The sequence below is a fragment of the Nocardiopsis sp. NPDC057823 genome (genome assembly GCF_042797335.1).
Classification (GTDB): Bacteria; Actinomycetota; Actinomycetes; order Streptosporangiales; family Streptosporangiaceae; genus Nocardiopsis; species Nocardiopsis changdeensis.
Genome location: NZ_JBHVLR010000007.1, coordinates 21076 through 43400 on the forward strand (window position 1 = coordinate 21076; position 22325 = coordinate 43400).

The 22325-nt window shown below is 70.3% G+C and carries 18 protein-coding genes and 1 pseudogene; 13 read left to right on the top strand and 6 right to left on the bottom strand.

The window, feature by feature from the left end; translation table 11 throughout:
* Positions 1-130: 130 nt before the first annotated feature.
* Complete coding sequence (locus ACFVNO_RS13965; RefSeq protein ID WP_378892457.1) at positions 131-2398, bottom strand: ATP-binding protein; 2268 nt, start codon at positions 2396-2398, stop codon at positions 131-133.
* Between the two features lie 324 nt (positions 2399-2722).
* Here ACFVNO_RS13965 and ACFVNO_RS13970 point away from each other — a divergent pair, with 324 nt between their 5' ends.
* The 7 genes from ACFVNO_RS13970 to ACFVNO_RS14000 all read left to right on the top strand — a co-directional run bounded on the left by ACFVNO_RS13970 (position 2723) and on the right by ACFVNO_RS14000 (position 9181).
* Positions 2723-3694 carry an alpha/beta hydrolase gene (locus ACFVNO_RS13970; RefSeq protein WP_378892460.1) on the top strand — a complete coding sequence of 324 codons (972 nt, stop codon included), beginning with the start codon at positions 2723-2725 and terminating at the stop codon, positions 3692-3694.
* Positions 3695-3755: 61 nt separating this feature from the next.
* Complete coding sequence (locus tag ACFVNO_RS13975) at positions 3756-4397, top strand: GPR1/FUN34/YaaH family transporter (RefSeq protein WP_378892463.1); 642 nt, start codon at positions 3756-3758, stop codon at positions 4395-4397.
* 24 nt (positions 4398-4421) lie between these two features.
* A complete protein-coding gene (locus ACFVNO_RS13980; RefSeq protein ID WP_378892466.1) occupies positions 4422-6320 on the top strand; it encodes an amidohydrolase in 1899 nt (632 codons plus the stop codon).
* A 91-nt stretch (positions 6321-6411) separates the two neighbouring features.
* Positions 6412-7074: a hydrolase gene (locus tag ACFVNO_RS13985; RefSeq protein WP_378892469.1), complete on the top strand. Its 663-nt coding sequence runs from the start codon at positions 6412-6414 to the stop codon at positions 7072-7074.
* 5 nt (positions 7075-7079) lie between these two features.
* Positions 7080-7625, top strand: coding sequence for a DoxX family protein (locus ACFVNO_RS13990; protein WP_378892472.1), 546 nt, complete (start codon positions 7080-7082; stop codon positions 7623-7625).
* On the top strand, positions 7622-8212 hold the full coding sequence (locus ACFVNO_RS13995; protein WP_378892475.1) for a Dps family protein: 591 nt from the start codon (positions 7622-7624) through the stop codon (positions 8210-8212). Before ACFVNO_RS13990 ends, ACFVNO_RS13995 begins: the two co-directional genes overlap by 4 nt.
* A 105-nt stretch (positions 8213-8317) precedes the next feature.
* Positions 8318-9181: an alpha/beta hydrolase gene (locus ACFVNO_RS14000; RefSeq protein WP_378892478.1), complete on the top strand. Its 864-nt coding sequence runs from the start codon at positions 8318-8320 to the stop codon at positions 9179-9181.
* Between the two features lie 353 nt (positions 9182-9534).
* Here the strand turns inward: ACFVNO_RS14000 and ACFVNO_RS14005 are convergent, their stop codons facing one another.
* Positions 9535-10404: a DUF1963 domain-containing protein gene (locus ACFVNO_RS14005; RefSeq protein ID WP_378892954.1), complete on the bottom strand. Its 870-nt coding sequence runs from the start codon at positions 10402-10404 to the stop codon at positions 9535-9537.
* Positions 10405-10784: 380 nt separating this feature from the next.
* Between ACFVNO_RS14005 and ACFVNO_RS14010 the strand changes: the two genes are divergently transcribed.
* Positions 10785-11396 (top strand): hypothetical protein, encoded by a 612-nt coding sequence (locus tag ACFVNO_RS14010; protein ID WP_378892481.1) that lies wholly within the window; start codon positions 10785-10787, stop codon positions 11394-11396.
* Here the strand turns inward: ACFVNO_RS14010 and ACFVNO_RS14015 are convergent.
* The gene (locus ACFVNO_RS14015; RefSeq protein ID WP_378892484.1) at positions 11386-12237 is read right to left on the bottom strand and encodes a hypothetical protein; all 852 of its coding nucleotides are present in this window, start codon (positions 12235-12237) and stop codon (positions 11386-11388) included. The genes ACFVNO_RS14010 and ACFVNO_RS14015 overlap by 11 nt on opposite strands.
* 345 nt (positions 12238-12582) lie before the next feature.
* Here ACFVNO_RS14015 and ACFVNO_RS14020 point away from each other — a divergent pair, with 345 nt between their 5' ends.
* The 3 genes and pseudogenes from ACFVNO_RS14020 to ACFVNO_RS14030 all read left to right on the top strand — a co-directional run.
* Positions 12583-13044 (top strand): hypothetical protein, encoded by a 462-nt coding sequence (locus tag ACFVNO_RS14020; RefSeq protein WP_378892487.1) that lies wholly within the window; start codon positions 12583-12585, stop codon positions 13042-13044.
* Positions 13045-13283: 239 nt separating this feature from the next.
* Positions 13284-13499: a hypothetical protein gene (locus ACFVNO_RS14025; protein WP_378892490.1), complete on the top strand. Its 216-nt coding sequence runs from the start codon at positions 13284-13286 to the stop codon at positions 13497-13499.
* A 518-nt stretch (positions 13500-14017) separates the two neighbouring features.
* A pseudogene (locus ACFVNO_RS14030) lies at positions 14018-14197 on the top strand (site-specific integrase); the annotation flags it as partial.
* Between the two features lie 789 nt (positions 14198-14986).
* Here ACFVNO_RS14030 and ACFVNO_RS14035 read toward each other — a convergent pair.
* Positions 14987-17044 carry a WD40 repeat domain-containing serine/threonine protein kinase gene (locus tag ACFVNO_RS14035; RefSeq protein WP_378892493.1) on the bottom strand — a complete coding sequence of 686 codons (2058 nt, stop codon included), beginning with the start codon at positions 17042-17044 and terminating at the stop codon, positions 14987-14989.
* Positions 17045-17595: 551 nt separating this feature from the next.
* Between ACFVNO_RS14035 and ACFVNO_RS14040 the strand changes: the two genes are divergently transcribed.
* Complete coding sequence (locus ACFVNO_RS14040; RefSeq protein WP_378892496.1) at positions 17596-17967, top strand: hypothetical protein; 372 nt, start codon at positions 17596-17598, stop codon at positions 17965-17967.
* Between the two features lie 330 nt (positions 17968-18297).
* Here the strand turns inward: ACFVNO_RS14040 and ACFVNO_RS14045 are convergent, their stop codons facing one another.
* Positions 18298-18909 carry a TetR/AcrR family transcriptional regulator gene (locus ACFVNO_RS14045; protein ID WP_378892499.1) on the bottom strand — a complete coding sequence of 204 codons (612 nt, stop codon included), beginning with the start codon at positions 18907-18909 and terminating at the stop codon, positions 18298-18300.
* Between the two features lie 113 nt (positions 18910-19022).
* Between ACFVNO_RS14045 and ACFVNO_RS14050 the strand changes: the two genes are divergently transcribed.
* On the top strand, positions 19023-19973 hold the full coding sequence (locus ACFVNO_RS14050) for an NADP-dependent oxidoreductase (protein WP_355269864.1): 951 nt from the start codon (positions 19023-19025) through the stop codon (positions 19971-19973).
* Positions 19974-20207: 234 nt separating this feature from the next.
* Here the strand turns inward: ACFVNO_RS14050 and ACFVNO_RS14055 are convergent, their stop codons facing one another.
* The gene (locus tag ACFVNO_RS14055) at positions 20208-22157 is read right to left on the bottom strand and encodes an ABC transporter ATP-binding protein (RefSeq protein ID WP_378892502.1); all 1950 of its coding nucleotides are present in this window, start codon (positions 22155-22157) and stop codon (positions 20208-20210) included.
* Positions 22158-22325: the final 168 nt, after the last annotated feature.

The following is a 22325-nucleotide window of genomic DNA, read 5'->3' on the forward strand; positions in this document are numbered from 1 at the left end:
CACACGGCCGGTCGGCCGGAGCCCGCGATGAAGCGGTGGCCGCTCCGCCGACCGGGCCCTGTGTCCGTCCGCGTGCCCGACGGCCGTCCGAGGACCGTGGGGACGGCGCCGCAGGCCCGGTGCCCGGTGGTCAGGTGCCCATGGACGCCGCTTCGAGCCGGATCCTGTCGGACATGTCCTTTTCCCCCATGGACTCGTAGATGTCGGCGGCTTCGTCGAAGACCCGGCGGGCGTCGGCCGTGCGGCCGAGTTCGCGCAGTGTGCGGCCCAGGTCGTAGAGCACGGCCCGGCAGCCGGCGCCCATCCCCTGGCGGCGCAGCAGCGGTAGGGCCTCCTCCAGGTGCGCGACGGCCTCGGACCAGCGGCCGAGGGCCATGCAGGTGCGCCCCACCCGGCCCAGGGTCAGGCCGAGGCTGATCTCCCTGACGTTGGGGGAACCGCCGTAGGCCGGATCCCGCAGGGTCGTCAGGAGGGTCTCCAGATGGTCGAGCGCCTGCTCCGCCTGTCCGGCCATCAGCAGGCAGTCGGCGACGGTTCCCATGGCCTGCGGGTATCCGTCCAGGTCGCCCGCCTGCAGGAGGTACGCGGCCGCTCGGCGGGCGAAGTCGGCGCCGCGTTCGCCGTCCTGGAGGTCACGGGCCGCGCTTCCGGCGTACTGCAGGGCCCACCCCTGCTGGCGGACGTCGCCGCTCCGAGCGGCCAGTTCCAGGCCGTGCAGGGCCGCCTCGATGGCGTCCTCGTGGCGGCCCTCGCACATCGTCAGCGCCCATGCCAGGTAGTTGGCGTGTTCGGCCACCAGCCCGTCGTCGTCCAGCCCGTCGTCGTCCAGCGCGGCGGCGGCATCCGCGGACAGCCCGTACACCTCGTGCCAGTGCCCCCAGTGGATCCATCGGTCGGAGAACCAGTGCATCGCCTCGGCCACCTCGACGACCCGGCGGTGCTCGCCGTCCGCCGCCACCGCCTTGAGCGCGGCCAGCCAGGCGGGGCCCTCCTGTTCCAGCCATGCGGCCGCCTGGTCGGCGGAGTCCAGGGAGACCAGCGAGTCCCAGTCCGGCGGCGGTGCGCCATAGCCGGGCTCGAACCAGCGCCCGGCCACCGTCGCCACTTCCAGCAGCCAGTCGTCCATGCGCCGGCGGACCTGCCGCTGCGCTTGGATCGGTTCCTCCTGTGACAGGCGGGCCCGGGCGAAGAGCCGCACCAGGTCGTGGAAGCGGTAGCGGCCGGGATAGGGGGACTGCAGCAGGCCGAGGTCGACCAGTTCTTCCAGGGTGTCCTCGGCTTCGCCGAGGCCGGTCCCGGTCAGGACCGCGGTCAGCGGTGCGCCGAAGTCGGGCGCCGTGGCCAGTGCCAGCCGCCGGAAGCCCAGCCGGGCCGGGGGCGACAGCTGCCGGTAGGACAGGGCGAGGGCGGCGGAGACCGACAGGTCTCCGGCCGCCAGGGACTCCACTCGGCGTTCCTCGTCGGTGAGCCGTGCGGCCAGTTGGGCGGCGGTCCAGGACGGGCGGCTCTGCAGCCGGTTCCCGGCGATGCGCAGTGCGAGGGGGAGGTTCTCGCACAGGTAGGCCACCCGCGCGATGCCGTCGGGGTCGGTCGCGGCCCTTCCGGCGCCGACGATCGCACCCAGGAGGGCGGTCGCCTCGTCGGGTGCCAGGTGGGTGAGGGGCATCTGGTGGACGCCTTCGAGGCCGGTGAGGGTCTTGCGGCTGGTGACGATGGTCATGCCGGGGCCGTCGGCGGGCAGGAGCGGGCGGACCTGCTGTTCGTGCGCGGCGTTGTCCAGCACGACCAGGCAGCGCCGGTCGCGCTGCAGGGCGCGGTAGTGCCCGGCCCGTTCCTCTTCGTCCGCGGGTATGCGCCGCTCGGGTACACCCATGGCTTTGAGCAGGCGCGACAGCGCCACGGCGGGGTCCAGCGGAAGGGCGTCCATTCCGCGCAGGTCGATGTAGTGGCGGCCGTCGGGGAAGGAGTCGGCCAGGTGCCCGGCCGCGTGTACGGCCAGGGCGGTCTTCCCGAGGCCGGCGGTACCGGAGATGGCGGCCACCAGCGCGACCTGCCCGTCCCCGGCCTGCCCGGCCAGCCGGCGCAGTAGTTCCAGCTCCTGCGTCCGGCCGGTGAAGTCCCCGATGCCGCGGGGCAGCTCGCACGCGCCCGGGGGCGCGTTCGTCGGCCTGGGGCGACCCGCTCTGGCGGTCTCGATCAGAGCGGCCCGCTGGTCGTCATCGGGTTGCAGGGCTTCGACCAGCGCCTCGACCGTGCGGCGCTGGGGGCCCCGGCTCTTGCCCCGTTCCATGTCGCTGATGGCGCGCACGCTCACCCCGGAGGCCTCCGAGAGCTCCTCGAGCGTCATCTTCGCCTGTTGCCGCAACCGCCGCAGCAGAAGACCGAACGGACTGACCATCCATCCTCCTTGGGACACCGGGGCGTGGGACGGGCCATCGGTGGCCGTCGATGCGCCGCACGTGAATGTACCGAGTGCTCCCCCCGGGGACCGACGCGGCCCCGGACGGACAGAGCGGTCCCTACGGTGCCGGGGCCTTACCGCCGGAGGCGGTTCGGCCGCTCGCCCTGTTCTGCCTGTCGTTCTGCATGGTGCGGCTTCCGGAGGCTTGTTTGTATTGCGGTGAACCGGAGCCGAGCGCCGCCGGACACCGCCGATGGAGGCGGGGCGCACACGGCGGACCGGTGACACCGTTCGCAATCGCCGTCCCCCCATGGAGTGATCATGAGCAAGCCCGTCCTCGAACCCGCGGCGCAGGCCTTCGCCGAGGCCACCGCGAAGCCGCCGTACCTGTTCCAGCTCCCGCCCGAGGAAGGCCGCAAGGCCGTCGACGACGTGCAGTCCGGCCCCGTGGAGGCGCCCCCGGTGGACGAGGAGTGGGTGACGGTCGAGGGCGGCCCCACCGGCCGGGTCAGGGCCCGTGTCGTCCGGCCGGCGGGCAGCACGGGCGATCTGCCCGTGATCATCTACATCCACGGCGCGGGCTGGGTGTTCGGCAACGCCCGCACCCACGACCGCCTGGTGCGCGAACTCGCCACCGGAGCGGACGCCGCCGTGGTCTTCCCCGAGTACGACCTGTCCCCCGAGCACCGCTACCCGGTGGCCATCGAGCAGAACTGGGCGGTGGCCCGGTGGGTCGTCGCCGAGGGCGCGTCCAGGGGACTGGACGCGTCCAGGATCGCCGTGGCCGGCGACTCCGTCGGCGGCAACATGAGCGCCGCCCTGACCCTGATGGCCAAACGGCGCGGAGGGCTGCCGCTGGTGCAGCAGGTGCTGTTCTACCCGGTGACGGACGCCGCCTTCGACACCGGCTCCTACGAGGAGTTCGCGGAGGGCTACTTCCTGCGCCGCGACGCCATGGAGTGGTTCTGGGACCAGTACACCACCGACCCGGAGGAGCGGGCCGAGATCACCGCCTCCCCGCTGCGCGCCACCCGGCAGGACCTGGCCGGCCTGCCTCCGGCGCTGATCATCACCGCCGAGGCCGACGTGCTGCGCGATGAGGGCGAGGCCTACGCCGGTGAGCTGCGCGCCGCCGGAGTGGAGGTGACCGCGGTCCGCTACCTGGGCATCATCCACGACTTCGTCATGCTCAACGCGCTGCGCGACACCCCGGCGGCCGCTTCCGCGATCGGCCTGGCCGTCGGCGTACTGCGCGGGGCCTTCTCCCGGGTCCGGGCCGATGAGCAGCGCTGACGGTCCCCCCGCGGGGGCGGAAGCCCCGGCCGGCCGCCGGTTCGAACCGGATCTGCGCGGTATGACGCGGATCAACCTGAGGCCGATCGCCTCTCCGATGCCGGTGGGCTTCTACGCGGTGGCCATCGCCTCGGTGATGGTCGCCTGCCTCCAGCTGGGCCTGTTCCCGGCCGGGGCGGACAGGGCGGTCGCCCTGACCATCCTCCCGGCCTTCGTCCTCCAGCTCGTCGTGGGCGTCATCGCCTTCGGCGCGCGGGATGTGGTCGCGGCCACGCTGATGTCCTGCTTTTCCGGGATGTGGCTGGCCGGCGCACTGGTGTCGGGGCTCCAGCCGCCCGGCGGCGGTGCCGTGCTGGGCGTGTTGAACCTGGTCTTCGCCCTGTTCGCCGTGCTGATCGCGAGTGTGGCGAGGCCGAAGCGGGCGCTGTGGCTGGTGCTGGTGACGGCCGTGCCGAGGTTCGCCGTGGCCGGGACGGCCAATCTGACCGGTTTGCCCTGGCTGGCGACCGCCTCCGGTGTGCTCGGGCTGCTGCTGGCGGCCGTGGCGCTGTACGCCGCCTTCGCGCTGATGCTCGAGGACATGCGAGGCCACGAGGTGCTGCCGATCGGCCGCAGCGGCCCCGCGCACCGCGCCGTGGAGGGCGATCTGACCGTCCAGCTGCGCGACCTAGAACGCCATGCCGGGGTCCGCCGCACCCTGTGAGTGCTCATCGTGAAAGGGAGAGCCATGACCACGATGCCGGTCGCCGGTATCACCCCGGTACCTTGCCGGGACGGGCGCGAGCCCGCCGACCTGGTCGTAAGAAATGCGAAGGTGTTCACCGGAGACCCCCGGAACCCGGCCGTTTCCGCCGTCGCCGTCCGCGGGGGCGGGATCCTCGCCCTCGGCGACGACCGTGATATCGCGGAACACGTCGGCAGGCGCACCAAAGTGGTGGACGCGCTGGGACGGCGGGTCGTCCCGGGCCTGAACGACTCCCACCTGCACGTCATCCGCGGCGGCCTCAACTACGTACTGGAACTGCGGTGGGACGGTGTCGGCTCGCTCCGGCAGGCGCTGGCGATGCTGCGCGAGCAGGCGGCGCGCACGCCCAGAGGCCAGTGGATCCGGGTCGTGGGCGGATGGACGTCCGACCAGTTCGCCGAACGGCGCATGCCGACCGTCGCCGAGTTGAACGCGGCGGCCCCGGACACACCGGTGTTCGTCCTGCACCTGTACCAGTCGGCCCTTCTGAACCGGGCCGCGGTCCGGGCGGCGGGGTTCACCCGCGACACCCCCGACCCCGGGGGCGGGCAGATCGTCCGCGACCGGAACGGCGAGCCGACGGGGGTCCTGCTGGCCGCCCCGAGCGCGCTCATCCTGTACTCGACGCTGGCCGGCGCGCCCGCGCTCGACGACGCCGACAGGAGGACCTCGACCCGGCACTTCCTCCGGGAACTGAACCGCTTCGGCCTCACTTCGGCCATCGACGCCGCCGGGGGCTTCCAGAGCTTCCCCGACGACTACCGGACGGTCGTGGAGCTGGCCCGGGACGGCGAGCTCTCACTGCGCATCGCCTACCACCTGTTCCCCCAGACCGCCGGACAGGAACTGGCGGATCTGAAGCGGTGGACCGAGACGGTACGCCCCGGAGACGGCGACGCCTGGCTGCGGCTCAACGGAGCGGGCGAGAACCTGATCTGGGCGGCCGCCGACTTCGAGAACTTCTCCGAACCGCGTCCCGAGCTCGCCTCCGGCTATGAATCGGAGTTCGAGCAGGCGGTGCGGCTGTTGATGGAGAACGGCTGGGGGTTTCGCCTGCACGCCACCTACGACGAGTCGATCCGCCGCCACCTGGACGTGTTCGAGAAACTGGCCGCCGAGGGGCTGTTCCCGGCCGGCAACCGGTGGCTGTTCGACCATGCCGAGACCGTTTCGCCGGCCGGCCTGGACCGCATCGCCCGACTCGGCGGTGCGATCGGTGTCCAGAACCGCATGTCGTTCCAGGGCCGGGTCTTCGCCGATCGCTACGGCGCCGCGGCGGCGTCCCGTACGCCGCCCGTCCGCCAGATGCTGGACCGCGGCCTGCCGGTGGCGGCGGGCAGCGACGCGACCCGGGTCTCCTCCTACAACCCGTGGGTGGCGCTGCACTGGCTCGTCACCGGCCGCACGGTGGGGGGCCTGCGCCTGTACCCGCCCGAGCAGCTCCTCTCCCGGAGCGAGGCACTGGGGCTGTACACGCGCGCCGGTGCCGTGCTGACCGGTGAACAGGACGTCAAGGGTGTGCTCAAGCCGGGGCATTACGCGGATCTGGCGGTGCTCGACCAGGACTATTTCACCGTTCCCGACGAGGTCGTGCCGCACATCGAATCGGTGTTGACCGTGGTCGGCGGCCGCATCGTGTACGCCGCGGCCGAGTACGACGGCTCGGACGAGGCCCTACCGCCGGTCAGCCCCGCCTGGAGTCCGGTCGCCCGTTTCGGCGGCTACCAGGCCGCCGCCGGCCCCGGTGTCGCGGGGGCGCGCCAGGCCGACCTGGTGGGCGAGGCGTCCGCGGAGGCCGAGGAGCACCGCCGGTGGCGCATCGCGCGCGGGTCCGCGACCGACCGCCCGGGGCCGGCCTCCGATCCCTGTTTCACCCTTTGACCCCTCCCCCTCATGGCGGGCGGTCGGCATTCGCCGTGCGCTCCGCCGTCGTTCCCCGATGTCCCCCCATCCCTTTCCGAAAGGAAGAACCGTGATCGATTCCTCCCGTGTGCACGCCGCTCCCAGCCCCGACCTGCTGACGCCGGACAACGCGATGGTGCTGTTCGTCGACCACCAGCCCCAGATGTTCTTCGGCGCCTCCAGTTCCGACCGGGCGGGTGTCATCAACGCCACGGTCGGCCTGGCCAAGGCGGCGCGGGTGTTCGACGTCCCGGTCGTGCTCTCGACCGTGGCCGCCGAGTCGTTCTCCGGCCCGATCCTGCCCCGGCTCGCCGAGGTGTTCCCGGACCACGGCGTCATCGACCGCACCACCATGAACGCCTGGGAGGACCCGGCGCTGGTGGACGCCGTCCGCGCCACCGGCCGGGAGAAGATCGTCCTGGCCGGACTGTGGACCGAGGTGTGCGTCGTGCTGCCCGCTCTGTCCGCGCTCGCCCAGGGCTACGAGGTGTACGTGGTCGCCGACGCCTCGGCGGGCGTGACGCCCGTCGCCCATGAGCACGCCGTGCAGCGCATGACCGCCGCGGGCGCCGTTCCGGTCACCTGGCTGCAGGTGCTGCTGGAGTTCCAGCGCGACTGGGCGCGCGGTGAGACCTACGCGCCCACGCTCGAGGTGGTCAAGGAGCACGGCGGCGCCTACGGCATGGGCGTGGTCTACGCCCAGTCCATGCTCGGCGCGCACGCGGGCGGTTGAGCGGGGTGCCGATCGACTGCGGCCTGTTCCTTCTGCGCCTGGTCGCCGGACTGCTCCTGGCCGGCCACGGGGTGCAGAAGGTGAGCTTCCGGCTCGGAGGAGGCGGACTGGCGGGCGGTGCCCGGGAGTTCCGGCAGGACGGCTTCCGCGGCGGGGCGCTGACCGCGCTCGCCGCGGGCGCCACCCAGATCGGTGCCGGTCTCCTGATCGCCTGCGGAGCTCTGACGCCGCTCGCCGCGGCCGGGGCGGTCGGCGTGATGACGGTGGCCCTCACCGTCAAGTGGCACCGCGGCCTGTGGGTGCAGAACGACGGCTACGAGTACCCGCTGGTCCTCATCACCCTCTTCGCCGCACTCGCGCTGACCGGGCCCGGCCGCTGGTCCGCCGACCACCTCCTGCACTTGGCACCCTGGCCCGCCTGGCAGTCCGCCCTTGCGGCGGTGGGCGGCGTCGGTACCGGCCTGGCCGTGCGGCTGCTCCTGCACGACCCCTCCGCGGCGGCCGCCGGCCGGCCCGGGAGGCCGCGCCCTTCAGATGATCGGAGTCCATGATGACCTCGCTTTCGACCACCGCGCCGCCGGGCGGCGGTGACCGGCCGCCCCCGCGACCCGGGGGCGGTGGGCCGCAGGCTTTCGACACGGTCCGGGACCTGCCCATCGGCCTGTCCCACGATGTCCGCGTGTACGGCTGCCGGCGGCTGAACCGGATCCTGGCCGACACACAGATGCTGTACGGCCTGTACAAGAAGCACCACTGGCTGGTGCACGGCGCCACCTTCCACCAGTTGCACCTCCTGTTCGACGAGCACGCCGGGGAACAGGCGGCGATCGTCGACGCACTCGCCGAGCGGGTGCGCAGCCTCGGCGGTGTGCCGGTGGGCGACCCCCGGCACGCGGCCGAGATCACCGCGGTGCCCCGGCCGCCGGACGGGGTGGAGGAGGTGCCGGCCATGCTGTCGCGCCTGCTGCGGGCGCACGAGGCGATCCTGGCCGACGCCCGCGACGCCGCGGCCCGTTTGGCGTCCCTGGGCGATGACGGCGGCAACGACCTGGTCGTGTCCGGCGTGATCAGGACCGGGGAGGCCCAGGTGTGGTCCCTGTCCGAGCACCTGGTGGACGTTCCACCGGCGCACATGTGATGACGCCCCGGCGCGCTCGGCGGTGCCGGTCGCGCGCCGGGGGCACCGGGTCCGTCTCGTACGGGCCGCGGTGCATTCCCTCCCCTCTTTCCGAAGGACGGATTCATGGCTTCGACCCCCGGGGCGTCCCACGCCCGTGACCTCGCCCAGATCGAGCGTGCCAACGCCTCCGGCCGGATCCCGGTCGTCTTCGTGCACGGGTTGTGGCTGCTGCCCAGCAGCTGGGACCGGTGGGCGCAGGTGTTCGAGGACGCCGGATACGCCCCCCTCACCCCCGGCTGGCCCGACGACCCCGACACCGTCGACGAGGCCCGGGCCCACCCGGAGGTGTTCGCCCACAAGACCGTCGGCCAGGTCGCCGACCACTACTGCGACCTCATCGGCGGGCTGCGCCGCCGGCCCGCCATCGTCGGGCACTCCTTCGGCGGGCTGCTCACCCAGATCCTGGCGGGGCGCGGCATGTCCGTCGCGTCGGTGGCCATCGACCCGGCCCCGTTCCAGGGAGTGCTGCCCCTGCCGGTCTCCTCGCTGCGTGCGGCCGCGCCGGTGCTGACGAACCCCGCCAACATCCACCGGGCCGTCCCGCTCACCTACGACCAGTTCCGCTACTCCTTCGCCAACGCCGTCGGCGAGGAGGAGGCCCAGGAGCTGTACGGCACCTTCTGCGTGCCCGCGCCCGGAGCACCCCTGTTCCAGGCCGCGGTCGCCAACTTCAACCCGTGGAGCGAGACGAAGGTCGACAGCACCGGCCCCGAGCGGGGACCGCTGCTGCTGATCTCGGGCGAGAAGGACAACACGGTGCCGTGGGCCATCACCAACGCCTCGTACAAGAAGCAGGCGCGTAACGAGCACGCGGTCACCGAGATCGTCGAGATGCCCGGCCGCGGCCACTCCCTGACCATCGACAGCGGCTGGCGCGAGGTCTGCGGGACGGCGCTGACGTTCATCCAGCGGTTCGCCTGCCCCTGAGCCCGGGATCCGGGCTCGGATCCGAGCCCGGAGCCGAGCCCGGAGCCGACCACCGAACCCCGGCCGGCTCGCCGAGCCGACCGGGGTCGGCGGCCGGTGTCCAGGCGCCGCGGAGGCCGCTGCCGCGCGGCTGCGCTGCGCCCCGGCCAGCCGGTCGGCGGCACGGGGGAGCGCCCCGGGGCGCCCGGACCCCCGGTCCCCGGGGCGGGCGGGTTCACCCGCCCGGCCCGGGGCTTCGCCGTTGGCGTGGCTGGTCGGCCCTCGGCCAAAAGGTCCCCTGGCCCGGCTCGCCGATGCGCCGGGTGGAAAACAGCCGCTGCGATCAGCGTGCCCATGTCCGGTACAAGCGGAACTCAGGAGCAATCGAAGCGGTAGTCCATGGGACGTTCGGGGCAGGAACGGCATTCGAAGATGTACACGCCGCCCGCGTCTCCCAGCATCATCCCGGTCGGGCTGTGCGCGTCTTCGCCCCAGTGCGCACGCCCTCCTTCCTCACCGCTGTCGGTTTCCCTGTCCTCGACCGGGAGCCAGGTCCGCCAGGACTCGCCGTCGTACTCCCGACTGGAGACGGTGAGTAGATGCTCCATTTGCCGCTCGCACCACTGGCACTCTGGCCAGAGCGGATCCTGGGTCCAGCCCGGGTAGCCGCCCAGCTTGATCCCGGGAACCTCTGAAAGATGGTAATGGTAGCTCCACCCTTGTTCCTGTTCGAGATTTTCGAAGCGATCCAGAAGCGCATCATCGATCTCTTCAGGCAAGTCCCAGGACGGATACTCCTGCACGGTTTCCGGGTGGATGACGCATGGCCGGGGGATGTGTTGCTCGGGTGCGTTCTCGTCCGGGGAAGGTGCCTCAGCGACGTGCTCTACGGTGCGCGAGTCACGCCAGAAGACACGCGGTTCGGGACAGTAGAGGCCGATGTGCGTGAAAGGGCACCACAGAACCTGGAGTAGGTCGCAGCCTTCAGGGAAAGGGAGCGCAGGAACATCTTTCCGATGGATCTGCACGATGGGAACAAGGTAGACCTCGCCCTCGTCATAATACCTTTCTCCGGAGAATGTCCGGAGGTAGTGCTCCTGGCGGCACACCGGCCAGATCTCCTCGGCAGGCCACAGGAGCGGGCCGCCCACAGAGCTGTCGCGGGGCGAGGGCCGACCCGGGCGGGGGTGGAGCCGAATCGTGTCCCGGCGGAAGGGCGTCAATTCCGGGAAGAGCGCTTCCATGTCCACGGGGCGAGGCGGGGTGTGGCGTGTCAAGGGTTTCTCCGGGGGATGTGCGTGCTTCGGTGATCGTGCTCGGGTGCGTCATCATCGCCCAGGCGTCCCTGGGGCGGTCGGTCACAGACCGGGTCGATGGCCCCGTCTCTGCGAGAGGTGGCGGCCGTACCGTCCGGGGCGTTCGCCTTTCCGGACGGCCGGGCCGTCGCCCATGGCCGAAGACTTCCACGGGCATGCGACAGATCGCTTCCGGTGGTGCTCTCTCGTTTCCTCTGGGGCGGCCTTCACTCCCTGGCACCGGCTTTCGAATGCTGTCGCCACCTCGGCGTACGTTTGCCGGAGGTCACGTCCGGGATCTCGGGTCCTCGGCTTTCGAAGGGAGCGTTGTGGAGTTGGAGGAACAGGTCGAGGAACTGCTCCGCAGGACCGGTGCCCCCCGCCGCAGGTACCCGCGCCAAGAGCAGGAGTGGGAGCTGGTCGAGACGATGCTCGGACAGCGCCTGCCCACGGACTTCAAGACGCTGTCCGACCGCTGCCAGAGACTGCGGGCAGGGGATCTGGAGGTGCACATCCCCCGGCTGGAGGAGGTGTCCTTCCCTGTGGGCTCACCTGCGCGGCTGAACCTGCGCACACGGCTGGAAAAGGAGATCTCGGCGGCCACCGACGGCAGGGCCCTGTTCGAAGGGGAGGTCATGCCCGCGGAGTCGATGCGCGCACATCTGGAAGAGCTGGGGCGGGTGGTGTGGGAGGACGCGGACACCGGCGAGCGTTCCGTGTTCTCGATGGCTCCGGGCCGGTTCGAGCTCGTGCCGTGGGGGCACCACCCCTCCGGGGCGGTGGGCTACTGGCACGCGGTGGGGGACCCGGACCAGTGGCCTGTGGTGGTCTCCCACTGCGGGGCCATGTGGCGCGAGGAGTGCTCCCTGGTGGACCACCTCCTGCGGGCGCTCAATGGCGGAACACCGCTGCCCTGGCTGGTCGAGTCCTCTATTGCATGACCGTGCGGTGGGGGTGTTCCAGGGACTTTTCGCAGAGGTGGACGCTGAGCGAGTATCCGCGACCGATGATGAGCCTCTCCAGACCTCCCGCCTCCATGCTCTGGATCTGGAACAGGTACTTCATGGGGGATCCGCAGTCGCATTCGACGGGGAAGGCATCGGTCAGGCTCCACCGCTGGAATCCGCCGAGTTTCATGCCCTTCCGGTGGGCGACGTCGTAGAAGTAGCTGGGCTTGGGGATCACATGACCGGTCTGGGGGACGTCGTCCTCCCATTCCTGGATGCGTTCGGCGAGTTCCTCGGGAAGTTCCTCGTCGGTGGGGTAGTCGGTGATCTCCTCGATGGCGAGTGCGCAGGGAGGCAGCTCGTGGCGCGGCACAGACGTGTGCGGGCGGGGCTGCTCCTGTAGGGGCGACAGTCCTTCGATGCTCTGGCGGAAACGCAGGGTGAGCCAGGGAGTATGGCCGTGGCCGTTCGCATCCGGCGGTTCGGGGTGGTCGTTGGGGCACCACAGGATGTGCAGCAGTTCCGCGTTCCCGGGAAGGGAGCGTCCCTTGGGAAGGTCGCGCGCGAAGAGCTGGAGCACCGGGTGCAGGGCGACGGGCTCTTCGGGGCTTTCCTCGGAGGCACCCTCGCCGAGGTTGGCGGTGTGGTGGGGGAGGTCGCAGGTGGGCCAGGGCTCGTCGGAGGGCCACAGGAGAGGGCCGCCGACCGAGCTGTCCTGCGGTCCAGGGTCCGCCAGATGGGGGTGGAGCAGGAGGGCCGGGGCGCCGTACCGGTGCAGCTCCGGGAAGGCGTCGAGGAGCTGAGCTCGCTTGGCGGCGGGGGTGTCATGGGACATGGGGGAGCCTTGCTCGTGGAGGTTGCCCTGGCCTGGGAAGGTTGGCGCCGGCCGGTGACCGGCCTGCTCACCAGGGGATCTTGCCCTGCTTGGACGTTATCGGATATTTCTGGCCGTACTGGCCGTTCTATGTCGATTCCAATTGTGCAAGAGAGCGTGAGCTGCGCAGATGAGCTCGTCGCCGGCGGGCGCCGGACGTCTCAGGCATGGGTCGCCGGGAGCGAGGGGCAGCAAAATTCTCGGGAGTTATGGATCGCCCTGCGCTGGATACATGTTTCTGGGAGATAATCGGAGGGAATCGGTCATCAACTCTGGAAACCATTTCGTCCAGCCCGAGGATTCAAAGTGAAGCGAAGAATCATCTACCCTGGTATAGCGGTCGGCATCGTGGCCGCTGGTGCCGTGGTCATGGGTTCCGTTGCCATCGGCGACGTATCCCTGGAGCCTGAGGTCACTCCGAATGACACCACCTACGGAGCGCCCACGGCCCCGGAACCCGCGGTCGCCCCACCGGTAGAAGAGCTTCCCCCGACTCCGGTCGAAGCCCCTCTGGCCACCTTGTCCTCCGAAACCGGGACCTCCTGCGTTCCGACCTTCGAGGCCGTTGCCGTTCAGGACCTCTCCAATGGCGCCCTCTACCCCGTTGAGCGGGGTGCCGACGAGTGTGCGTTCGCCGAAAACCTGGGAATCGAAGAGTACGGTTTCGCGGGTGAGGGATTCACCGACGCATGGGGCACCGACCCCGAAGCGTGGCCCGGGACCGTGTGCGACCCGGTGCCCGGCGGAGAGTGCCGCGAGCAGTCCTAGCCTGCGACTTCGCTTGTTGTAAGGCACGGCCTTCGGGGGCCGCAGTTGCCGCCCGAAGGGCGGGACCTGCCGGCCGCCGGTCTTCCGAGCGCACTGCCCTCGGTTCCTCGGCCACCACCGTCTTCAGGCGGGACGATCTGCTCGCCGATCCGGCTGGCTTCCCTGAACAGCACGCTTGGAGAAGCGGAGCACCCGCCGCCTCGGCCCGTTGGGAGCAGGCTTACCGTGATCGCTCCGCCTTGTTCGAAGCAGAGGACCGGGCGGACGCCGACCCCGACCAGATCGCCGGGGCCCTGGTGCGCCCCTACCTCGACCTCGCGGCCATTCCTCACCCCCGCGCGGCGGAACCGGGCGACTACCCGGCCACATCTTCGGGTGTCGAGCCAGAGCCGGTGGAGGAGGAGTTCACCGAGCTGACCGACCGCATCCGCACCTACCTGGTACTGCGGGGCTGACAAAAACCTGAACAGGCTGGGGGCGTCCTCTCCTGCGGGAGGAGGCGCCCTCCGACGCTTCTCTGAAGCCGCAGGGTGCCGTCGCGGACTTCTCGGCCAATGGTCGGGAAGAAGGAACCCGAGGTGATTTCTCGGACCGTCGAAGCGGCCTGGAGGCGTCCCGGCAGTCGTCGAGAGAAGCTGATCAGGGTGGGCCGTCGAGGGGCCGATAACGCCGCCGATCACTCCGCCGTTAGGTGGGCCCTTCCGGGGGCCAGTGACTCCGCCGATCGGTGGGCCGCCTTGAGCGGCCCACCCCTAGCGCGTTATCAGTGCAGGTCAACGTCCCTGTGGGTGGGCCTATAGGAATCCAGACTTATACCCAGTAGGAGGGTTCCTTCACGTAGAGTGCGCGGCGCCGGGAGTGTGCGAGGGCGTTCCCGTCCCCGCGTACCCTCCCCGGCAGCCGTCTGTTGCCCACCTGTCCTTGTGTGGCTCAAACCCAGACCTTCCAGGACCGGTTCCTCTTGGCTGCCCGGTCGATGTCCGGCTTGCGCCACGGGGCCGTTTCGCTCGCGCTGGCGGTGGGTACGGACGTGAAGGTGGTCTCCTCCGAGCTGGGTCACGCGACCACGCACTTCACTCAGGACACCTACCAATCGGTCTGTCCCGACGTCGCAAAAGCGGCGGCCGAGGCGACCGCCGCGCTGCTGCGCGGGACGCTGGTCTCTGCCGGGCAGCGGGACGGGAGAGCACACCAGGAGCGAATCAGCGCCCCGAGCCCCGGGCTGCGTGGCGGGTTCACCCCACCCCACCTGGGGCTTCGCTGTGGGCGGTGCTGGTGGGCCATCGGATCAAAGGTCTCCTGGCAGGCTTACTCCTGAGAAGGCATCTCATTAGGCGAGTACACAGAAGAGGATCAACGCACAGGCGATGTCGGTGAAGGTGAGGGAGCATGCTGCTGTGTATTCGTCGTAGTGGTGCAGGCGACGACACCTGGTGAGAAGCGTGGGGATTGCCGGAGGCACCACGTTCTCCTCCGTCAGTACCCCTGGGGACAAGCAACGCCAGCAAGGCCTCCCCCGTCTCGTTGTTCGGAGACATCATCGTCGACATCCAAACCTGCAAGAGATTCTTCTGGTATCTATGAGCCATCCTCTCAACCTGTTGGTCGTTCAGGGTGGAAGGTTTGTAGATGCCAATTCATCGATATTTCGTTCGGCACCCTGAAATGACCTTTTCTGAGCAGAGAGAACTCCCTGAAGTGGGAGACGATGTGAAGCTCTACTTGGCTCAATCTCCCGCTGGTAAAATGTTTTTTGCTTGGGCGCCTGACTTGGTTCAGGTGGCCACGGATGAAGACTTGACCCCCACTTGCAAATGGGAGGAAATCGGATTTCCAGATGATTGTTAGAATCCTGTTAAATGTGTAGGATGTGTGGCGATAAAAATTTCGCACTGTGTATAGATCTACATTTCGTCTCATCTGGTGCGTCGAGGGTTAAAGATCAAGGAATTTTCCAGAGGCGGATAGTCCCGTCCTCGCTTGAAGAGGCCAGTGTGTTTCCGTCAGGGCTGAAGGCTACCGAGAGAACACGATCTTCGTGTCCCAAGAGGGCTCCGATTCTCTTCTCGTTGTCGACGTCCCAAAGGCGTACAGTATCGTCACTGCCGCCGGCGGCAATCATCGATCCGTCGGGGCTGAAGGCCACTGAGTGAAACTCAACCTTGTTTCTCCAAAGGACCTCTTGAATCGGAATGATATGCATTGCCTCGAAGTCGATGCCATCTCCCTCGGAGCTGATATCCCGCAGGTGAACGGCCCCACTGCTGGTTCCTGTTGCCAGTGTCCTCCCGTCGGGGGAGAGTGCTACTGAAAGATTCAGTACATCATGATCAAAAGAGGTAATTTTGTCTCCGGTGTCACTGTCCCTTACCTGAGAGTCGCTGCTGCTGCCGGATGCGAAAGTGCTGCCATCTGAACTGTAGGCAACCGAATAAACTGTCGTATTATGCGTGCGGATATCGATATTTTCTCCACTTGCAACGTTCCACAGGCGGACGGATCCGTCACCGCCGCCGCTGACAAGCGTTGCTCCGTCCGGACTGAACGCGACCGACTGCACCCAGTCGCCGTGCCCGGTGAGAACGTGGATAGTTTGACCCGTCTCAACATCCCACAGGCGGATGGTGTCGTCCATGCTGCCGGAAGCGATCTTTGTTCCGTCCGGGCTGAAAGCCACCGAATATACGGAGCTTTCGTGGCCGGTGAAATTAGAAACGTTCTCGCCGGTTTCGATATCCCACAACCGGATCGTGTCGTCGCGGCCGCCGCTGGCGATCGTGCTCCCGTCTGGACTGAAAGAAACTGACGTGGTGGCGCTTTCTGTATCGATCGCAATCGATGCAAGTTCGATTTCATGGTAAGGCCAGAAGTAGAAAGACCCCATGAGAAACACGAGGGCGAAAATGCAAGCCGCTATACGAATCAAAATCCACCTGAATCTGCGCCCTTTAGTTTCGTTCCGTGTGTCTCTCCGGTGTTGGTTGTAGGATGTCGGATTTTCAGGTTGGGATGGCTTGGCTGGGGTGTGGATCGAGTCGTTGAAGGTTTTCGTTCTCGGAAGAGATCTGAGGATGGAAGATCGTTGTAGTTCTGACTCTGCCTCTTCTCCTGGGGTGTCTGGGGTGATGTTTTTATGGGGGAGATGGCTGGGTGTTGCTTGGGTGGAAGTTGGGGTTGTTGGCCCTTGAAAAGGTATGTTCGTGCTGTCTTCGAAGGATCCGATAATAGATTCGGGCGAGGGTCGTTGTGTGGGGTCGTGGTTCCAGCAGGAGCCGATGAGAGGGCATAATTCGGCCGGTAGTTCGTCCACTTCCGGGGCGGGACCGATGACACGTAGGACAGTGGCGGCCATGGTGTCGGCAGCGAAGGGGTTGGCACCGGTGGCGGCGAAGGCGAGCACGGTGCCGAGGGAGAACACGTCGCTAGCCGGTCCGACCGGCTGTCCTTGGGCCTGTTCGGGGGACATGTAGGAGAGGGTGCCGATCAGCGCTCCGGTCTGGGTCATGCCGCTGGCGTCCAGAGGGCGGGCGATGCCGAAGTCGATGATGCGGGGGCCGTCGTTGGCCATGATGATGTTGGCAGGCTTGAGGTCGCGGTGGACCAGGCCGCAGGTGTGGATGGCCTCAAGGCCTTCGGCGAGCCCGGCCGCCAGGGCGCGTAGAGCAGGCAACTGAAGCGGGCCATGTTCCTGTACCGCCTGCTGGAGGGAGGGACCGGGGATGTGGGCGGTGGCGATCCAGGGCGGATCGGCGTTGGGGTCGGAGTCCACGACTTGGGCGGTGTGAAATCCGCCCACACGACGGGCCGCTTCAGCCTCACGGGCGAATCGAGCACGAAAGTCAGTGTCGTTGGTGTGTTCGGGGCGGATGACCTTGACGACGACGGGTCTGCCACCGACGGTGTGGGCGAGGTAGACCTGCCCCATGCCACCAACGCCAAGGCGTGCGTTGAGTCGGTAGCGGCCGATGTGTGGGGGGTCGGTCGGCAGCAAGGGCTTCAACCGTGGCTCACTTTCGACGAGAGTTGCCGTGGTGGCGTTGCCACGCGCGATTATTCCAGGGGTCCTGATGTGTTGGGGTATCTCAAAGATGGTGAGGTGGTGGATGCCCGGAGATTGGAGGGGACGGTTCGGCGGGCTGGGTATCCAGGCAGTGCGCGTGGACAGCGGACAGGTCCTGCTGGCCCTGGGGTAGGGGCAACCAGGTTTGGGGGCGGACATGGCGCTACAGGGCCGTATCAACGCCGTGGTGAGGGCGCTGATGGGCGAACGCGGGGTGTCCCGGCCCGGGCCCACAGGGTCACGGGAGGACAAAGTGCTTCGGAGGTGGGTGCCCTAGCTGCACGGACCTTGGACTGGGGAGCACACAGGGAGCATTTCGGGGCTCGAATGTGGCGAGGACCTCTTGCGAGCTCCTCGTGTAACCCCTGTGAACTGGGGTTTTGTGGTGAACTCGGCAGGGTTTGAACCTGCGGTCATCGGATGAAGGAAGGGTCTTGGGGGCGGCGGAGAGGCCCTGGGCGGGGCGGGAGGGGCACGGGTACGATCGCGCGGTGATCGAGGATCTTCCCGCGGATGTGGCGGGCGTGCTGGAAGCGGTGCTGGACCCGGCCGATCCCGTGCACGCGGCGCTGCGGGCGCAGGCCGGGCGGATGCGGGTGGGCCGGCGGTGCGGGTGCGGTTGCGGGACCGCCGATCTCGAGGCGGTGGAGGGCGTGGCCCAGGCGGAGCCGGTGCCGGGCGAGGCCGGACTGAGGATCGCCGTGCAGGCGCTGCTCTACGACGGGGACGGCGGGTGCTCGGGCGAGGTGCTGGTGTTCGTGCGGGACGGTCGTCTGGCCTGGGTGGAGGTCGCGTGGTGGAGCGACGCCACGGTGACGTTGACCGAGGCGGCGCGGATGCTGCGGGCCCGGGGCGGGAAGTAGCCGTTCGGCCCGAGTAACGCGGTGGAACCCACTTGCGGTGCTCTGTGCTCTGTTTCGGTTCGGCGGACTCGGAGGAGTTCGTCGACAGTTCCGCCGGGTGGGTGGAGTGGGTCGCGAATCTGGTGGACGCCGCCGTGTGCGGCGGCACGCTTCCTGCGTTCGACTCGAGGCGCATGGGTGCCGCCGGGTCCGTCGGCTTCCCCTGTCCGCGGTGAACTCCTGTAGCTCGAGGCTGTGCCGGCGGTGCTGAGACGGGATGGCGGACGGCCGGGTGTGCGAGGGGGCCTTCAGCGGCGATTCGCGCGGCAGGCGGGCCGGTTCCGCCTGGGCTCAGTCCGGGCTGCGGAAGGACCGCAGGAAGTGCGTCACCAGCCGCTGGGCCGCCCGGCCGGCCCGCTCCGGGTCCGGTTCGGCGGCCGCGGCCGCCGCGACGGCGGACGTGGCCAGCCGCAGGTCCCGGTCGGTGATCGCCGCCGAGACCCGGCCCTGTGCCCGGGCGCTCGCCAGGAGCCGGTGCAGTTCGCGGTGGACGTGCTCGTCGAGGGCGCGCGCCCGCTCGGGAAAGCGCTCCCGGTGGTCGGGCGCGCACACGCGCGTGGCGACCGCCTCGGCGGCGACGAACCGCAGGGCGCGCTCCAGCGCCAGGTCGGCGGACACCGTGCGGGCCAGCTCCGCGAAGTGCTCCGTCAGCTCCGCCGCCGCGTGCTCGGCCAGGTCCCGCACGAGCGCGTCCCGGCCGGGGAAGCGCCGGTGGACGGTGGCGGCCGAGACTCCGGCGCGGCGGGCCACGTTCTGCACGGTCGCCTCCAGGCCGCGGTCGCGGAACACCGCCCGGGCGGCCCGCAGCACGGTGGTCCGGTTGCGCCGGGCGTCCTGCCGCAGCCGCCCGGCTGCGCCGCCCCCCGGGCGGATCTGCGTGTCCTCGTCCACTTCTCGTCTCACTTCCGCGCTGTCGGGACGGGCCGCCGACGGGTCCCGGTTGCCCATGTCGGCACCGGCCGACACCGGTCAGAACCCATGGAGGAGGCGGGGGCTTCCCCGCACGAGGAGGAATCATGCGCGCAGTCCGCTACGAACGCTACGGGGGACCCGAGGTCCTGGCCGTCGCCGACGGGCTCCCCACGCCCCCGGTGGGCGCCGCCGACGTGCGGGTGGAGGTCGCCGCCGCGGCGGTCGGCGGCGGGGAGGCCCCCATCCGCGCCGGAAGGCTGCGCCGCGTGCTGCGCCAGCGGTTCCCCGCCGGGACCGGCGTCGACTTCGTCGGCACCGTCGTGCAGACGGGGCCGGCCGTCACCCGCGCGGGGGTCGGGGACGCGGTGTGGGGGGTGATGCCGCACGGTACCTTCGGGGCCCTGGCCGAGTCGGTCGTGGTCCCCCAGGAGCGCGTCGCCGCGGCCCCGCGCTCGGTCCCGGCCCACGAGGCCGCCGCGCTGCCGTCCTCGGGCACGACGGCCCTGCACGCGCTGACCCGCCGGGTGCGCCTGGATCGGGGGCAGCGGCTGCTGGTGCGCGGGGCGGCCGGGGGAGTGGGGGTGGTCGCCGTGCAGCTCGGCGCCTCCCTGGGCGCGCACGTCACCGCGCTGGCCGGGGCCGACCACCTCTCCTGGCTGGGCGGGCTGGGCGCCGCCGAGGCCTTCGACCACCGCACGACGGACCTGGGCGGCCTGGGCCGGTTCGACGTGGTCCTCGACCTGGTCGGCACGCGCCTGTCCGAGCTGCGCGGACTCCTCGTCCGCGGGGGCGCGCTGGTGCCGCTCGCCCTCGACCCGGCGCGGCCGGTCCGGTCGGCCCTGTGGACGGCGGCGGCCGGACTGGACCGGCGCACGCGGATCGCCGCGTTCAGCAACGACCCCTCCCCGCGGGAGCTGGAGGAGCTGGCCGAGCTGGTGGACCGGGGCGCGGTCGCGCCGGTGGTCGCCGCCGTGCTGGAGATGGACGACGTGGTCCGGGCGCACCGCATGCTCGAACGCGGCGGGGTGCGGGGGAAGATCGTCCTCACCCCCTGACCGGCGGCCGGGACGCGCAGGGCCGGGGAGCCGGGGCCTCCCGCCCTCCCGGCCCGCCGGGGGCACCCCCTGTCCGAGACCGTGCGGGCGGCCGGTGAGCCCCCGCACCCCGGCCCTCCGGGGGCGCCGCACCGACGGACGACCGGGCGCGCCTGCGCCCGGCCGCGGACCGGCCGCGGACCGGCGGCGGTGCGGACGGGCCATCCGCGGCCCCGCCCGCACCGCCGCCGCGCGTCACTCCCGGTCAGCGCCGCCGTAGGCGTCGGCCTGGAGCGTGTACAGCTCCCGGTACCGGCCCGGTACCGCCATCAGCTCGGCGTGGGTGCCGTGCTGGATGACGCGGCCGTGGTCCAGGACGTAGATGCGGTCCGCCATCCGCACCGAGGCCATGCGGTGGGTGATGAGCACGACGGCCGCCCCGGTGCGGGCGGCGTGCTCGCCGATGGTGGTGAAGAAGCGGGCCTCGGCGCGGGCGTCCAGCGCCGAGGTGGGCTCGTCGGCGATGAGCAGGTCGGCGGTGCGGTAGAAGCCCCGCGCCCCGGCGATGCGCTGCCACTGCCCCCCGGACAGGTTCACCCCGCTGGCGAAGGTGGTGTCCAGCAGGGTGTCCCACCCCCTGGCCAGGCCGCTGACGACCTCGTCGGTGCCGCTGAGCCGGGCCGCCTCCTCCAACCGGGCGGGGTCGCAGCCCTGGGCCATGGTGACGTTGCGGCGGGCGGTCATGGGCCAGCGGGTGTGGTCCTGGATGATGACGCTGATCCGCTCGCACACGGCCGGCCCGAGCGCGGTGAAGTCGACGCCGTTCCAGGCGACCTCGCCTTCCTGGGGGGAGTAGAGGCCGCCGAGCAGCCGGGCCAGGGTGGACTTGCCGGACCCGTTCTCGCCCACCAGGGCGACGGTCTCGCCCTTGTCGACGCGCACACTCACCCCGCGCAGGGCGGGTTCCTCACCGGTGGGGTAGGTGAAGACCGCGTCGCGCACCTCCAGCCGTTCCAGCCGGGCCGGGGGCGGCGCGGTGGGGGCGGGCGGCAGGGCGGCCCGCGCCAGCGTGCAGTACTCGGTGAAGTCCGCGAAGTACAGGCCGCACTCGTACACCCTGTTCAACGTGTAGAGGAGCTGCTGCATCTGCCCCTGGGTGCGCTGTAGCGCGAGCACCGCGGTGCCCACCGCCGCCAGCGGCATCGCCCCGGTGACGAGCAGGACGCCCAGGGCGGTGTAGGTCAGGGCGGTCGCAGCCCCGGAGATGATGCCGCCCACGGCGCGGGTGCGGGTCTGGGACCAGGCCACCGCCAGCATGGTCTCCCGCTCGCGGTCGGCCAGGGAACCGTAGTCGGCCATCAGCGAGTCGCGCATGGTGTAGGAGCGCAGCTCCGCGGCCGAGTCCCGGGAGGCCATGCGGTCGCCGAGGATCCACCGCCGCCGGCGCCCGGTGCTGAGCCTGCGCTGGGCCTCGTACTCCATCCGCGCCGCCCGGGTGGCCGCCCACCCGGTGGGCACGACGCTGACCAGCAGCAGGGGCAGCAGCAGCGGGTGCAGGACGGCGAGGACCCCGCCCAGGGAGAGCAGGGAGACGAGTCCGGTCAGCCCGTCCAGGGTGGCGGTGACCATGCGGGGCACCTCGTACATGCCGCGGTCGCGGGCCCGGTACATCGCGTCGGCCCACTCCTCGTCGTCGAACGCGATGAGCCGGGCCTGGGTGGTGAGGTCGAACAGTTCGGTCTCGACGATGCGTTCGGTCTGGGTGCTCAACCGGGACAGGGCCAGTTCCGACACGAGCCGGACGGCCAGGGACAGGGCGGCGACCCCGGCCACCACGGCCACCGCCGGAAGCGCCGCCCGTACCCGGGTGGTGATGGGGCCCTCGGCCAGCAGGGCGTCGAGCACCCAGGTCACCGAGACCAGGCTGACCGCGGCCAGGACGGCGGCGACGGTGCTGGCCCCCAGGGCGAGGAGCAGGTCGCGGCGGTTGGCGCGCCAGGCCCACCCGACGGCGGCCGCGGTCAGGGAGGGCATGCGGGTCAGCTTGGTCCACAGGCTCGTGCGCTGGAGTTCGTCGGCGAAGAAGTTCCACTTGGGGGCGGTGAGGTCCTCCTCCGAGCCGGTGTCGGAGGGGGCGGCGGCTCCGGGCTCTCCGGTCTCGGCCGCCGGTGCGGGATCGGTGGATCGGCTGCGGGATCGACGCATAGGGCTCCTCGCGGATTCGGGGGCGTCGGCCGTGTGATCCTGCCTCCGGGGAACCGGTGTCCGCCACGGGTTTTCGGGGCGGGGGAGGGTTGTGGTGGGGCCGGATCCGCGGTCGCGGGCACGGCGGCGGAGCGGGGCCACCGGCGCCGCGGGCGGGGCGGCCGCACC